11 protein-coding genes and 1 pseudogene are annotated in these 14,505 nt (G+C 68.2%); 7 read left to right on the top strand and 5 right to left on the bottom strand.

Going from position 1 to position 14,505, the window contains the following annotated elements:
- Positions 1-11: 11 nt before the first annotated feature.
- The gene (locus AC3IYI_RS04065) at positions 12-653 is read right to left on the bottom strand and encodes a GNAT family N-acetyltransferase (RefSeq protein ID WP_489408891.1); all 642 of its coding nucleotides are present in this window, start codon (positions 651-653) and stop codon (positions 12-14) included.
- A gap of 115 nt (positions 654-768) precedes the next feature.
- Between AC3IYI_RS04065 and AC3IYI_RS04060 the strand changes: the two genes are divergently transcribed.
- The 4 genes from AC3IYI_RS04060 (at position 769) to AC3IYI_RS04045 (ending at position 4,223) form a co-directional block, all read left to right on the top strand.
- A complete protein-coding gene (locus tag AC3IYI_RS04060; protein ID WP_489408890.1) occupies positions 769-1,836 on the top strand; it encodes an alpha/beta hydrolase family protein in 1,068 nt (355 codons plus the stop codon).
- 63 nt (positions 1,837-1,899) lie between these two features.
- Complete coding sequence (locus AC3IYI_RS04055) at positions 1,900-2,568, top strand: hypothetical protein (RefSeq protein WP_489408889.1); 669 nt, start codon at positions 1,900-1,902, stop codon at positions 2,566-2,568.
- 187 nt (positions 2,569-2,755) lie between these two features.
- Positions 2,756-3,268 (top strand): NUDIX domain-containing protein, encoded by a 513-nt coding sequence (locus AC3IYI_RS04050; RefSeq protein ID WP_489408888.1) that lies wholly within the window; start codon positions 2,756-2,758, stop codon positions 3,266-3,268.
- 445 nt (positions 3,269-3,713) lie between these two features.
- The gene (locus AC3IYI_RS04045; RefSeq protein ID WP_489408887.1) at positions 3,714-4,223 is read left to right on the top strand and encodes a hypothetical protein; all 510 of its coding nucleotides are present in this window, start codon (positions 3,714-3,716) and stop codon (positions 4,221-4,223) included.
- Positions 4,224-4,328: 105 nt separating this feature from the next.
- Here AC3IYI_RS04045 and AC3IYI_RS04040 read toward each other — a convergent pair whose 3' ends face one another.
- Positions 4,329-5,177 (bottom strand): patatin-like phospholipase family protein, encoded by an 849-nt coding sequence (locus AC3IYI_RS04040; protein ID WP_489408886.1) that lies wholly within the window; start codon positions 5,175-5,177, stop codon positions 4,329-4,331.
- Between the two features lie 54 nt (positions 5,178-5,231).
- A pseudogene (locus tag AC3IYI_RS04035) lies at positions 5,232-5,712 on the bottom strand (transposase); the annotation flags it as partial.
- 169 nt (positions 5,713-5,881) lie between these two features.
- Between AC3IYI_RS04035 and AC3IYI_RS04030 the strand changes: the two are divergent.
- On the top strand, positions 5,882-6,244 hold the full coding sequence (locus AC3IYI_RS04030; RefSeq protein ID WP_489408885.1) for a DUF1330 domain-containing protein: 363 nt from the start codon (positions 5,882-5,884) through the stop codon (positions 6,242-6,244).
- Positions 6,245-6,584: 340 nt separating this feature from the next.
- Here the strand turns inward: AC3IYI_RS04030 and AC3IYI_RS04025 are convergent, their stop codons facing one another.
- Together AC3IYI_RS04025 and AC3IYI_RS04020 are read right to left on the bottom strand one after the other, a co-directional pair.
- Positions 6,585-7,058 (bottom strand): hypothetical protein, encoded by a 474-nt coding sequence (locus AC3IYI_RS04025; protein WP_489408884.1) that lies wholly within the window; start codon positions 7,056-7,058, stop codon positions 6,585-6,587.
- Between the two features lie 49 nt (positions 7,059-7,107).
- Entirely contained in the window at positions 7,108-8,553 is a 1,446-nt protein-coding gene (locus AC3IYI_RS04020; protein WP_489408883.1) for a hypothetical protein, read from the bottom strand.
- A 323-nt stretch (positions 8,554-8,876) separates the two neighbouring features.
- Here AC3IYI_RS04020 and AC3IYI_RS04015 point away from each other — a divergent pair, with 323 nt between their 5' ends.
- Both AC3IYI_RS04015 and AC3IYI_RS04010 read left to right on the top strand, forming a co-directional pair.
- A complete protein-coding gene (locus AC3IYI_RS04015) occupies positions 8,877-10,064 on the top strand; it encodes a site-specific integrase (protein WP_489408882.1) in 1,188 nt (395 codons plus the stop codon).
- A 624-nt stretch (positions 10,065-10,688) separates the two neighbouring features.
- Positions 10,689-14,249, top strand: coding sequence for a LamG-like jellyroll fold domain-containing protein (locus AC3IYI_RS04010; RefSeq protein ID WP_489408881.1), 3,561 nt, complete (start codon positions 10,689-10,691; stop codon positions 14,247-14,249).
- Positions 14,250-14,505 lie beyond the last annotated feature (256 nt).

Genomic DNA, 14,505 nt, shown 5'->3' with positions numbered 1-14,505 from the left:
CGCTTCGGTGCTCACAGTTCTTTCGCCCCTCTCGTTCCGACGGCGCGCCGCATGGTGGTCACCGCGCCGAACCCCAGCAGCCCGCGCAGGTAGGGCGTGCGCTCGGTCCGCACGGCCGTGAAGCCGCGCCGCTCGTACAGGGCCCTGGCGCGCGGGTTGGTGTCGATCACATCCAGTCTGATCTCCCGGCAGTGCTGCTCCGCCGCAAGGGTGGCCACTTCCTCGATGAGCAGGCTCCCGACGCCACGCCCGCGCAGGCCCGGGTCCACGGCGATGCCGTCCATGACGAGCTGTCCGGGGGCCGGGTGGCGTTCGAGCAGAGCGAGGAGCAGGAGCCTGGGCAGCCCTCGCATGTGTCCGTACGCGCGCAGCACGGCGGCGGCCGATCCCCCGGTGAGGGCACGGCCGCCGAGCTGGTAGCCGGCGAGGCCGACGAGCCGCCCGTCGAGGAGCGCGCACACCGCGCGATCGGCGTTCAGGTGGGCGGCGATGAAGGGCACCGACTTTTCCGGCGGGTTCAGCGCGGGGCCGAGTTTGCGGCCGAAGGCGTCCCAGTACATCTCGGCCGCCCGCCGCTCGGCGCCGGCCGGAAGGCCCCGCCGGACCGTCACCGGTCCAGTACCGGTGTCCGTCGTGTCCAGTCCCAGTCCCATGCCGTGCCCTCTTCTCTCCACTGCAACCCGGAACTCAAAACTATCACTCTTCCGACGGTCGTGCTCGTAGTGATAGTTTTCGGTGGACTCACCCGAACAGAGGCGGTCAGATCCCATGCATCCAAAGCTCCAGCCACCCCGACGGCGCGGGCTCCGCGTGGCCGTGTGGTCACTCGTCACGGCCATGGTCGTGGCCGCCGGTCTCGTCGGCGTGGTGCTGTGGCAGCACTCCTACGCCATGGACGAGCAGCGGGTATCGATCCGCCACGGCGGCCACACCCTCAACGGAGTACTGGCCACTCCCAAGGACGGCCGCAAGCGCCACGGCCTGGTCGTGTACGTCCACGGCGACGGCCCCCTCGACGCCACCCACGACGACGGGTACAAGCCCCTGTGGGAAGCGAACGCCAAGGCCGGCTACGCCTCCCTGTCCTGGGACAAGCCCGGCGTCGCGGGCGCGCCCGGGAACTGGCTCGGCCAGTCCATGGACGACCGGGCGGACGAGGCGGCCGCCGCCATCGCCTGGGCCCGCGCCCGCCCGGACATCGACGGCGACCGGATCGGCCTCTGGGGCGCCAGCCAGGCGGGCTGGGTCCTGCCGAAGGTCGCCGCCAAGACGCCCGTCAGCTTCGTCATCGCCGTCTCGCCCGCGATCAACTGGCTCCGGCAGGGCCGCTACAACCTCCTTGCGGAGCTGCGCGCCGACGGCGCGTCAGCAGGCCGTACCGACGCGGCGATCGCCAAGAGCGACACGACCCGACGGCTGCTGGAACGCCACGCGGCCTTCGAGGAGTACGTCCAGGCCATGGGCGGCGACGCGGACGGCATGACCGCCGATCGCTGGGGCTTCATCTCCAAGAACTACACCGCGGACGCCACGCACGACCTTCGCGCCCTGCGCGGCGTACCGGTGCTGCTGGCCCTCGCGGGTCATGACATCAACGTGGACACCGCCGACACGGAGCGCGTCTACCGCGAGGTGCTGGACGCAGGCGGCGCATTGACGGCCAAGCACTACCCGGACGCGACCCATTCACTGCTCAAGCAGTCCCTCGAGCAGTCGGACCTCAAGCTCACGCTCACTGCGCTCTTCGCGCCCCGCTCGCTCTTCGGCGACGCATTCCTGGACGGCCAACGTCAGTTCCTCAAGGATCTCGACCGAGGCGGCCATGCCACTCCGTGAGGCAGTCCGGCAAGACCGGCCATGACGCGTGGTGCACGTTCGCGTGTACCGCCCGCGGTGCACATGGGCGACGGCCTCCAGGTCGTCGAGAACTGGAACAGCGCGAACCACGACCTGTTCTACGGCAAGCATCCGGCCTGTCGAATGGCGCCGAAGACCCCCCGGTCGATATGTCTTGGTCAGTTGGGTCAAAGACCGGGAGAATCAGATGCTGTGAGCATGGGGATCTCTGGTTTCGAACCGTCCTTCCTGATCGGGGTCGACGCGATTCGGCAGGCGCACGGATCACGTCTGGCGACACTCGCCCGTAGGCGGCTGACGGGGTGCGCACTGGTGCGGTTCGCCGAAGACGGGGACTGGTTCGCCGACTGCCCGGTGGTACTGGACTTCGACGGTCTCCAGGTGGAGGTCTGCCACTGGAAGCTCGACGAACTCTCCATCGGCTGGGACACGATCGACACCACGGCGGCCATCACCGGGTGGGAGTCGTTCGAGCTCACGCCCCAGTGGTCGCACAGCGACGAACGCATCGAACCGTTTGTCGGCCAGGAATTGTGCGAGGTCGCACTTCTCGAATGGCGACCAGCAGACCGTGACCTGGCGGCAGGAACCGTGGCAGTGGAGTTCGTCTTCGCCAACGGCCGCCTGCGCATCGTCAACGGCCTCGACGAGAACCGCATCGAGGTCGATGCGGCCCATCCGGATTACGTCCGGCACAGGCTGGGCGGCTGAGTACTACCGCTCGGTCGGTTCGATGGTCGGGGACGGTTGGTCAGTGGGACGCACCGGCCACCGGCGGCAGGTCACTCAACCGAGTCGGGGCCGCAGTGATCTCGTGAAGGCTTGATTGTCAGTGGCTCGTCGTACTCTCCGGCAGGTGAGTGGACATCCCGTAGGGGCAAGCGCCCTTGAAGCTGCGATGCGCGACGCGCGTCACGCTCTGGCCGACTACGACGGCACTGTGGAGTGGTTGCTCCGCCCCGATGCGGCCCTGGAAGGCCCGCTCGCAACGGAGGTGTGGGTGTTCGACTGCGCCTTGACCCACGTCCTGCTGGTGAGTCACCGCTGGCGAGGGTGGGTGCCGCCGGGCGGCAAGGTGGATCCCGGCGAGACGCCGCGAGAGGCGGCGCGGCGGGAGCTGTTCGAGGAAACCGGTGTGCGGGCGGAGCTGCATGCGACACCGGCGGCCGCGACGGTGCGCTCGTATCACCCCGGCTGGTCGGCCACCGCGGGCCTTTCCTACGTGGCCGTCGTCGATCAACGGACGCAGCTGGCGCCTGAACGCGGCCAGCCCGCTGCCTGGCACCGGCTGGACGAGCCATGGCAGGGATGGTTCTCCGGCGATCGGCTCCGCATGAAGCAGTGCGCCCTCTGGCTCGGAGGTGGTGGTGCCCGGCACCTGCCGCGCCGGCCCTCGGACCCGAATCGCTAGTTTGGTGCGATGGATCACGACGCCGCCGCAGGGCTGGTCGAGGAGTGGCTGGCGGGGCCGAACTCCGAGGCCAGTGGCCACTTCAGCTACCAGGCCGTCGAGCACCACCGGCCCGCGGTCCTGCACTGGCTCACCGTGGGCTGCGGTGCCGACGGGGGCCTGCCGACCCCGAGGTCCATCTCCGGCCGACCCCGGCGGCCCTGCAGGACTGTGCCGTCGGCTATGCCGGGGCGGCCCGCTCCCGTGACGCCGCCTGCGGGGCCGTACGGTCCTTCTACCGCTGGCTCGAAACCCCGGCAGGCGCGGGCGGACCGGGCCTCGTACCGGCCGGCACCGCCAAGTCACTCCAGTTCCAGCGCTGCGGGAACTTCGCCGCCGGGCTGCCCGGCCGCGAACTCTGGACCCCCGACCAGTGCCGCTGGCTCGCCCAGGCCGCCGACCGCTATTGGGGCACCCGCCGCGAAGCCCGCACCGCGCCCGGGCCCTCGTATACCTCTGCCTCAACCACTACCCGTGGGGACGCGGCTCCGAAGACGACGTCCTGCGGCCCGGGCAGATCGCCGCGATGCGCCTGAGCGGCCGCCACCAGGAACAGCACCGCACCACTTGGGACGTCCCCCAGAAGAACGCCGTCAGCGACGCGACCCGTCTCCAGCCCGTCCACCACGACGCCGTCCGCGCCATCGACGAGTACCTGCCCCACCGCGCGACCGCCCTCCCCGATACCGGTCACCTCTTCACCACCCTCAACGGCCGCCCCCTGGAACCCCAGTCCCTCCTCCGCATCCTGCGCACCGTCGCCGCCACCCACCCCGACCTCGAAGAGACGGCCCGCACCCTGTCCGCCGACGCGGTCACACACTCGCCGGCGGACCCCGCCCGGCCCCCGGCCGGTCCGTCCGGCGACGTCTCGACCGCCGGAGGCACCCGCAGATCAGGCGGCACGGCAGGCTGAACCACCTTGGGGTCAATTCGCCGCTGTGCTGCCGGAGGGGCCGGTCTACGCGGCGACTCATCCGCTGGGCTGCCACCGCCCGCGCATCACCGGCCTGATCGGCGGTCAGCCCGCGTCGGCTTCCGTCCTCCACGTGGGACGGAGTTGGGCGTCGACGTCGCCGGCCTGGCGAAGACCCGCCCGGTAGGCCGGTTCCCAGGCTTCCATGTCGCCCATGTCCGAGCCGAAGGCGCGCACCGAGGCCGGATCAGGGCTGATGGTCACCACGGTGTCTGCCCCCACGGCCGCCAGCTGCTGGTTGAGTGGCTCGCGGGGAAACAGGTGGGCCATCGGCTCGACCACGACCAGCGTGCGGGCTCCAGCAGCGAGATCGGCGTTGGGGCCCGATCGCAGCGCACCGTCCATGTACCGCCGGCCGTCGATGGCAACGGGCGGCGCGGCCCCGGGGAAGGCGCTGCTCGCCGCCACTGCGGACACCAACGGCACGCCGCTGTCGCGGTCCCACACCACGGGCTCACCGGTGGTCGCGTCCACGGCGGTGATCATCAGGCGTCGCTCCGGCCACGCGTCCGCACCGATCAAGGCGGCGCGCCCCGCGAGCAGCGCCTCATCCGCCTGGGGGTCGGTGCTGTCGAGTGCGAGCCGGCCGACGCGACGCCTGGCCTCGCCGGGCTCCAGGCTGCGGTCACCAAGTACGGCGAACACCTCGCCCATCCGCGCGGGGTCCGCGTTGAGCCGGTGAGCGGGCTGGCGATGCGAAGTCGCGAGCTGCCCCGGGTCCTGCCCGGTGGCGAGTAGTGCTCCGACGATCGCGCCGGCTGACGTGCCGACGATCAGGTCGGCTTCGCCCAGATCCACGCCGTCGCGGCGCAATCCGTAGGCCAGCCCGGCCATCCAGGCCGTGCCGACGGGACCCCCGGGGCCCAGGACGAGTGCTCGGTCGAAGGTGTGCATAGCGGTCTCCCCTCGTTAGTGAAACAGTCGTACCAGATGCTCGCTAACGCTGTTTCAATTCCGAGCCGCTGAGAGGAGATCCGCCGTGGGGGCGGCGTCTGGTCCTGGGCGGCGGTTCGGGCGTTCGTCCCAGCGGTGGGTCGTCCATGCCCTGCGGACCAGGCGCTTGCACGGCGATGATGGTGTCGGTGAGGTCGAAGAAGGCGTTGATGACGGTGGCGCGGCGCTCGTAACAGCGGGCGAGGCGGTGGAAGGCGCTCTGCCAGGCGTGGGTGCGTTCGACGTGCCACCTCTGACTTGCATGGATCGGCACCTTCTCGCTCTTGTGCGCGATGTGGCCATGCAGGAGGCCACGTTCGTCGAGGAGGGCGCGGGTCTTGTCTGAGTCCTAGCCGGCGTCCAAGTGCACGGTGATGTCGTCGGGTAGTGGTCCCAGGTCGTCCAGACGGTCCAGGGTCGGGGCGAGCAGAGGGGAGTCGTGATCGTTCGCACTCCGCCGAGCCGCCCCAGGCCCTCGTCGCGTGGGGTGCCTCCCGTTCTCACCCATTCCGTGAGAGGTAGAACGGTGGGGCAGGCGGCGGCCTTGGTGCGTGTCGTGTCGTGTCCTCGATGCCGCGGCAATTACCCCTGGGGTAATCGCACCGCCCAACACCCGCAGCTACGTTCTGGTCATCGCTAGCCCCCCGGAACGAAGGAGCCCCGTGGTGTCCGCTTATGGCTTCGCTCATCTCCGCAGCCGCCGGAATCACTCCGACATCATCGAGTACCTGGAGCGCATCCAGTCAACCCTCGACCCCTTCGCGGGCCGCTTCGTCATCCACGGTCCGCCGGCCGAAGTCGTGGAGGGGACGTGGCCCGGCAGCATGGTGCTGATCGAGTTTCCCCATCTGGCCGAAGCCCGTGCCTGGTACGACTCTCCCGGCTACCGGGCCATCCTGCGTCTGCGTACCGACCACATCGAGGGCGACTTGCTGCTGATCGATGGCGTCGGGCCGAACTACGACCCTGCCGAGCGGGCTCTCACGCTGCGAACGGAAGCCGGGCGAGCGGGCCAGTCGGGCACATAGTCCTGGCAGACATTCGGGCGCTGAGATGGGTTGTCATCACGACCTTTCCAGGGGATCCCCAGGTGTGCGGGGGCCGGCGAAGGAAGAACGTCCGGCCATCGCCCCGGGCGAGGGGGCACATCCTGTGCTCGATCGCCCGGGGCAGCCGGCCTCCCGTGAAACACACCCGGGACTGACCGCGGCCACAACAGCAAGTGCCCCCTGGCGCTGACGCTACTTGGACCCGGACCGCGCCGTCAGAGCAGCACCGCAGGGACGTGGATCAAGTACTTACGCGGCACGACCCCTTCGGATGAAAGTCTGGATGGCATCCTTGCGCGGTCCAAGATCGGCGGGGAACCTAGCGGTTCGGGTAGTAGGCCGGGAAGCACACGGCGTCGTCCGCGCCGCAGATCTCAGTCTCCGGAATCTGGCGCGAGTGCTTCTCGTAGGAGATCAGGCCCAGCTTGCGGCCCGAAGCGAAGGTCAGGACGGCGTCGTGGATCGAGCCCGCCGCTTCTGGCGTCGCCCCCCTGTAGTCATACGGGCCGTGCTCGCCCTCGACGACGGCAAGGAAGACGAACAGGCTGGGCTGCTCGCCGGGCTTCTCCTGGTACGGCTCACCCGTAGTCACCTTCAGGATGCCCTTGCGCGGCAGGCTCTCCGGCAGAGAGCCGCACTCGATCCTGGCCGGCCCCTCGCGAACGATCGCGGAGCAGTACGCACGGTCGTCCTTCATCCACAGGAGCTCACCGGCGTCCGGCGCGTCCCGCCGGATCACCGCTACGAAGTCGTCGGACGGCATCTCGTAGGACGGCATCTCGTAGGACGGCATCGACTTCATGCTCTTGCGGACCGACGCCAGCACCGGTCCGTCGGCGACCTCACGCCCGCCGTCCCCGCATCGCCACCAGTCGGTGCATCTCCTCGTCGGCCAATGCCGGGTTCGCCGCGGCCGCGTGGGCCAGTTCCTCGTCGTCGAGGAGTTCCGTCAGCCGGTGCTGTGGAAGATTCGGGTGGCGTGCCAGTGCGGCGCGCACGGTGGGGTTCGGGTCCCGGGTGAGGCGCTCTACGGTGGCCGGCGCGGTGTGGGGGTCGCGGGCGGCCAAGGCGCGGACCTCGGGGTCCTCGTGGTCGGCGAAGGCTGCCAGGCCGGCCGTAGGGAAGTTCGGCCGGGTGGTGAGGTGTGCGCGCTCGTGGCCGGTGTAGTCGAGGAAGCTGCGCAGCAGGAGTGACGCCGGGGCGTCCGGATGGTTCTGGGCCAGCAGGACGCGTACGCCGAGATCCTCGTCGGCGGCCAGGCGTTCTACGAGGTCGGGCGGCAGGGTGCGGTCCATGGCCGCCCTCTGGCGCAGGAACGGGTGGGCGGAGCTCGCGTCCCGGCGGACGTGGTGGGGGTCTCGGGGCACGAGGGGCCCGGGCCACGGTTGGAAGGAGTCGTCCACGGGGATCTCGTAGTCGATCGCGGCCCGTTCCTCCTCGCTCAGCTCGGGGTGCACGGACAGGGCGAGCCGCACCCTCGGGTCAGGGTCCACGGCGAGCGCTCGGCGCTCGGCAGGTCCGAGGTCCCTGCGGTACGCGATCCGCTCGCGCACCGCGGGGTCCGGATCGCCGGCCAGGAGGACCGCCACGTCGGCGGGCAGGCTGGGGTTGCCGGCGATCGCACCCCGTTCGTCGTCGGCGACCGGAGCGGTCAGGACGCTGTCCACGACGGTTCTGCTGAGGGCCTGGTGCATCAGCATGTCCCAGCGTGCGTGGCACGTCCGGTCGGGCAGATTGTGCTCCACCCACGCCGGATCCTGGGATTGCGCGTGCCGCTGTGCGCTTCTCTGTGCGCTCTCCCGGACGTCCTTGTCCGGATCTGCCAGCAGCGCGTCCTGGATCTCGGCGGGCAGCTGGTTCCACCTTCCGACCCCCCAGCAACGGACCTTCGCGACCGGATGGGTGGGCATGGAGAGCTGCAGCACGGGGGAGATCTGTCGGTAGATGGTGCCCTGCAGGATGTCATTGTCATACGTGCTGATCATGTGGACGATGACCTCGTCGGGCAGCGGCCTGGGCACACCGCCGACGGGCATTCTGGGAGCCTCGGCGAGGTGAGCGCGGACGAACCACTCGGGATCGTCCACCAGTTGGGCCCGTTGGGTCGGATCGACGTGGGGGTTGCGGGCGAAGAAGCTGCGGGTACGGGTGTCGGGGTGCTTGAGTACGGCGTCGACTACGGCGTCGGGCAGGATCCGGTCCCGGCACAGCACCATCCGTACGGCCGGCGGACCGTCGGCGAGCAGACGCAACAGGACATCGTCGGGAGAGGACGGATTGAGGGCCACCCCGGCGAGCCGACGCGCGGGGAGGTCGGCTGCCTCCCAGATTTCCTCAGGCGTAAGCAATTGTCGAAACCCCCGTGTGTCGGCCGGCCCCCTGGGACCACTCGCCATGACCTTACCGGCCTCGCCCGGCTCCACGCCGATCCTCTTCCCTGCGCGGTTGCGGGGCCGCCACGGGGACCCTCTCGACCCCCAGGAAGAACACGTGCGGATCGCCGTCGCGATGGCTCGTTGAGGCTTGCCCCGGGGGCGCGATCTCAGAACCCTCGTATAAATTCCCTTATACAAGGGTGATTGCCCAGGAAGGATCGTCAGGGGAGGGGTACATGAGCGAGCATCAGCAGTCCGCGGTGGAGGAGCGGGACAGCGCCGAGATCGTCGAGGCCGAGCTCGTCGAGTATGGCGAGCTACTACCGGCACCCGCGGCCAACCCGGCACGCCTTCCTCGACCCCTGGTCGACCAGCACACGATCCTCTACCCGGGGGAGGCCGTCCCCACGGAGGCGGACGCGCCGACGTACACCCGGACGGACTTCGAGGTGTCCGCGGACACGGCCCAGCGCCTGCGCGACAAGTCCGCGCCCGCCAACACCAACCGCAACTACGCCAGCCAGCGCAGGAAGTTCGCCGAGTGGTGTGAGGAGATGGGCCGGGTCGCGCGGCCCTGTACGACGGCCACGTACGTGGAGTGGGTCGCCGGGCTCATCGCCCGCGAGATGGCGCCGAACACCATCCGTACGTACATGTCGGGCGTCCGCATGTGGATGCCCGAGGACCGCCGGCCCGGGACGACCGAAGCGCGCGGCATGTTGGCGGAGTACCGCAAGGAGTGGGGCAAGCGGAACCGTGTCCGCAAGGCACCGGCCATCACCGAGGCGATGCTGCACGCCATGGTCGACACCTGCGACCTCCACACACCCGCCGGACTACGGGACCGCTGCGCGCTCCTGGTCGGCCGGGGAGCGCTGAACCGCCGCATCGAACTGGCTGACCTGGACATCGCCGACGTCGAGGTCGAGGACGGCGGAGTCGACCTGTGGATCGCCTACTCGAAGACCGACCAGGAGGGAAAGGGAGAGAGCACCTTCATCCCGTCCGACCCCTCATCCCCCCGCTACGACCCGGTCACAGCCGTAAGGGACTGGCTGAACTGCCTGCACCGTATGGGAATCCACGAGGGCACCCTCCTGCGGGCCCTCACTTCAAAAGGCCGGCTCCAGAACCGCTCAGCGGCCACCGCCCGCGGCGACTACGTCACCGGCGACGCCCTCAACGACTGGGTCCGCCACCGCGCCTACCTGGCCGGCCTCCCCACCTGGCACCTGGTCACCTCCCACGGCCTACGCCGCGGCGGAGCCCAGCAGATCGCGGACGCCGGCGCCGACCCGACCCACCAGGGCCGCTGGAAACCGGGCTCGGCCACGGTAAAGCGCGAGTACCTCGAGCGCGCCCAGTCCCGCGCCCAAAACCCCTGGCACCAGGTCCGGGGCGTGGCTGGATCGACCCCCCGATAGCGAGCGTGGACCACCCTCAACCAAACAATCGGGAGATACAAAACGGACCAAACACCCTCTTGCGGAAATAGCGACACCGCCCATATCGCGCCAGTCAGAATGTGGCGCGTACATGACAGAACATACTTGCAGAGTTTGCGTACGGGAAGAGCGACACTCATTCCAGATCGACAGCAGCATCAGAGGTCGCAATTTTTTGCCAGTGGGGCAGCAAGAAGCTCAGAAACCTATGGTAGATGGCCTGATCTTTCCGTCGGGAAGCGAGAAGATGTTGACCCAATGTATCCATTTTTGAGCCCAATACAGCCCGCAGTGACCTAATGTCAGTTTGTTGGCGCAAATTCTCTCTACCGTGATCAACGGATCATCGAATCCGCATTGAAGACCTCTTATCCAATGCTTAGTCTCTGCCGTGCGGCGCACATAGTTTCGTCGCCGTGGGGGCCGGGGAGGCCCTCATCCTTCTTCTGGGGTGGGCATGTGTCAGTAAGCCAACGGAGACGGCTTCGTCGTGCTCTAAGTACCACAATTGGTGTGGCTCTACTAGTCGGAGTTTCACCCGCTTACGGCGCTGGTGCGTCGACAACCGGACCGGAAGCGCCGCTGCCTGAGGGGCAGCAAGCATTGAAGGAGGCCGCCGAGAGCGGCCAGCGTGTAGAACTCGTGGGCGAACGCTCGGAGTTCACCACCACATACGCGAACCCCGATGGAGCATCGTTCCGTCTCGTCCAGTCGACCGTGCCTGTGCGAGTCAAGAGCGCAGATGGTGCCTGGGTAGAGCCTGATGCGACGTTGGTGACTCGGCCGGACGGAACAGTGGGGCCGAAAGCTGCCGTTGTCGGACTGAGCTTCTCGGGCGGCGGTACCGGATCAGACCTGGTGGAGATCGAGCGGGACGGTCGCACCCTCGCGCTGGGCTGGGCCAAGCCCCTGCCCAAGCCGACGCTCGAGGGAGACAGCGCCACCTACCCGGAGGTGCTGCCGGGCGTCGACCTCCGCATGACGGCCACGGTGGAGGGTTTCCGCGAGGTACTCGTCGTCAAGACTCCCCAGGCCGCGGCGAGCCCGGCGCTGAAGGAAGTCAAGTTCGCGCTCAAGGCCAACGGGCTGGAGGTCTCCGGGTCCAAGGAGAACGGACTGACAGCCTGGAACAGCGACGGTCAGACCGTCTTCAAGGCCCCGCCGGCACTGATGTGGGACTCGAGCGGCCCGGAAGACCCTGCGCCGGTTCAGTCAACGGTCAAGTCGGCCTCCACCGTGATGAACAGCATCTCCGCAGTGACTTCCGAAGAGCCGAGCCCCACGGCCGGGTCGGGCGAGGGTGATGAGTCGCCGTTCGATGGCCCTGGCCTCGGCGATCAGACGGCGAGCCTGCCCCTGGCTGTAGACGCCACGAGTCTCACCGTCGTCCCGAACGCCGAGCTCATGGCGCAGAAGGATCCCTCGGTCTTTCCTCTGTACATCGACCCGCAGGTCAACGCGGACGAAACCGTGGAGCGCCTTCTGCTGCGCGACGACGGGTACGAGTCGCATGCCTGGGGGAACGGCGAGGACAATCTCGGCAAGGGTGTGGGCCAGTGCGGGTGGTGGCACGGCATCCCCTGCGGTGAAGCTCCGGGGTACGTGCAGCGGCTCTACTTCCAGTTCACGCCGGACAACCTGCGAGGCAAGCGGGTCCTGGACGCGACCTTCACCATCACGGAGCCGTGGGCCTTCCAGTGTGAGCCGCGGAACGTGTGGCTCGTGCGTACAGCGGGCCGCTTCACCCAGTCGACGACCTGGGGATCCAGGCCCGCCTACGCGGACCTGATGGGAGACCGCTATGTGTCCGCGGGGCGGGGATCTGCATGCGATCCGAACTCGCCGGCTGCTCCGATCGAGTTCAATGACAATCCCGACGAACCGGAAGAGAACCTGACTCCCACGGTCCAGGCCTGGGCGACCGGCAGCGCACCGCTCACCCTGGAACTGCGGGCCGAGAACGAGAGCGACACCAGCGCCTGGAAGCGCTTCCGCAACGACGCCGCGCTCACCGTGGACTTCATCGGCAACCCGGCTGCCCCCACCGGCCAGACCATCGACGGAACCCCTTGCGAGAAAAGCCTCGCCGAAGCCACGACCATCTGGCACACCAAGCCTGATCTGCGCGCCACGACCAAGGTCTATCCGGGTGGCGAGCTGGAGGCACGGCTGCGCGTGGCCTTCCTCATCGAGAGGCAGGACGGGGCGAGCTGGGTCAAGGTGAACGCCGGCCCGTTCATCGACAGTCCCAACAACAGCTACTACGGGGCCAACGCCCAGGTCCGCGCCGAACCGGAACTGATGCCGACCCTCCAGGACGGCAAGACGTACCGCGTCCTCACCTGGACCAGATCCTTCGCCGCCAACGCGGCGACTGCGGGAAGCGCCTACGTCACCTGCTACTTCAAGCTGGACTCGTCAGCTCCGGGGAAGCCACGGATTTCGTCCAGCGGTCCCTACAGCAAGTGCGACTCGAGCAGCTGTACGGCCGCGGGCGCGCCAGCAGAGCTGGGCACGTTCACCTTCCGTCCGGCCGTGGGCGAGGACTCCAAGGTCGTGGGGTACATGTACAGAGTTACCGGGGACGAAGATTGGACCCCTATATCGGCTGCGGCTGGTGCGTCCATCAAGATTGCCCCGCGCTATCCAGGACTGAACAAGCTCCGGGTCAAGGCCGTGGATAACGTGGGCATCGGGCGCCCGGGGCTGGAGGAGGAGTTCCCGTTCGCCGTCGATGAGGACCCCGACCCGGTGGCGCACTGGAACTTCTACGACATGTCCGGTGACGATGCCAAGGACACCGCGACCAGGGACGTCTCACCCGATCCGGCTGACCTGCGCAACGGCGCCACCCGCCCCTCGGACGGTCGCCGCGGCTGGCTCCCCGAGCTCAATCACGAGGACACCGCTCTCAGGCTCGACGGCGTCGACGACTACGCGACGACCTCCGGATCCGTGATCAACACCCGGAAGCCCTTCACCATCGCAGGCTGGGTACGTCCCGACCGCGTTGATACCGACTTCGCCATGGCGGGCATAGCCGGCGAGTACATGAGCGCGGTCGCCATCACCCACGAGGCGGGCGGAACCTGGTCAGTCTCCCTGCCCACCACAGACGACTCCAGCGCCAGCACCACCAAGTACGTCGTGAACGCCACCACGAAGACCGTGCCAAAGGTCTGGACCCATATAGCCGTCGAGTACGACAACAACGCTGACGGCGACCCCTACAAGGAGACCAAGCGACTTCGGCTGTACGTCAACGGCAACTTCCAGGGCGGACTCGACCTGCCCTCCACCTTCACGCCCGTGGCCGCGACGGGCCCGCTGACCATCGGACGGAACAAGCACCGTAATGCTTGGGTGAACGACTTCCCCGGCCTCATCGACGAGGTGACCGTCTGGCAGGCCGCCCTGAGCCCGGACTCACTGCGGGCAGACGTGCAGATGCACGACAAGACCACCGGCAGGAACAAGGTCGAACTCTCGGCCCGCTGGAACCCTGACACCGCCGCGGGAAGCGTCCTGACGGACACCTCCGGCTACAACCGGGACCTGAACCTGTCCTCGGGCGCGACCATCGCCGGCGGGAAGCTGGTCCTCAACGGGACCACGGGCGACGGATGGGCCGCAGGACCGCTCGTCGACGAACTGGGATCGTTCACCGCTACCGCCGAAGTCGAACTCGACAAGGCAAAACTCGCCACCAAACAAGATGGTTACATCGCACAGATCCTGGGCCAGCGCGCCAGTAGTGGGACGGCCTGGGGCCTCTGGTTCAAGATGGACGGAAAAATCCCAGGCGGCCACAACCCTGACGGTGAGGAAGTGCACTTTATCGTCGGCAAGTGGTACTTCGGCCGCCTCACTTCCAGCGGTGGCACGTACTGGGTGGAGAGCGAGCAAGCAGTGCTTGACGCGTCCACGCAGATCACTGTCGTCCACGACGCTCAGGACAACCGGCTGACGTTGTACCTCGACGGCCGCCTCGTCTCTGAAAAGGAAAAATATTACGCCCCCGCGTCGGACGGCACGACCTTCGCGGTCGGCAAGGGCCTCCTCGCGAATGGCGACTGGGGCAACTACCTGCCCGGGAAGATCAACGACGTACGTCTGTGGTCCGGAGCCATGGAGAACGCCACCCAGGTGATGGACTTCACCTAGTCCAGACACCGCTGCCCTCTTGAGGGCAGTCAGGGCCCGCGCTTAGCGGCCGGGGCCGCAGAACGCGGCCCCGGCCTGCCGGCCCCTTGTCTACGCCGTGTGCCCATCACCAGTCACACGCACCTCTACCCCGCGGCTCGTCCGCTCTGGAGTTTTTTGTGTTCAAAAGAAGTCCGTTGGCGAGAACACCGATCATCGGAGTCCTCGCCCTGGCCATATCCGTGTCCGGTGCGATCGCGCCCCTCGCCAGCGCCGC

The organism is Streptomyces sp. GL_148 (genome assembly GCF_057834205.1).
Note: the sequence above shows the minus strand (reverse complement) of the source record. Positions and strands in the feature narration are given on the sequence as shown.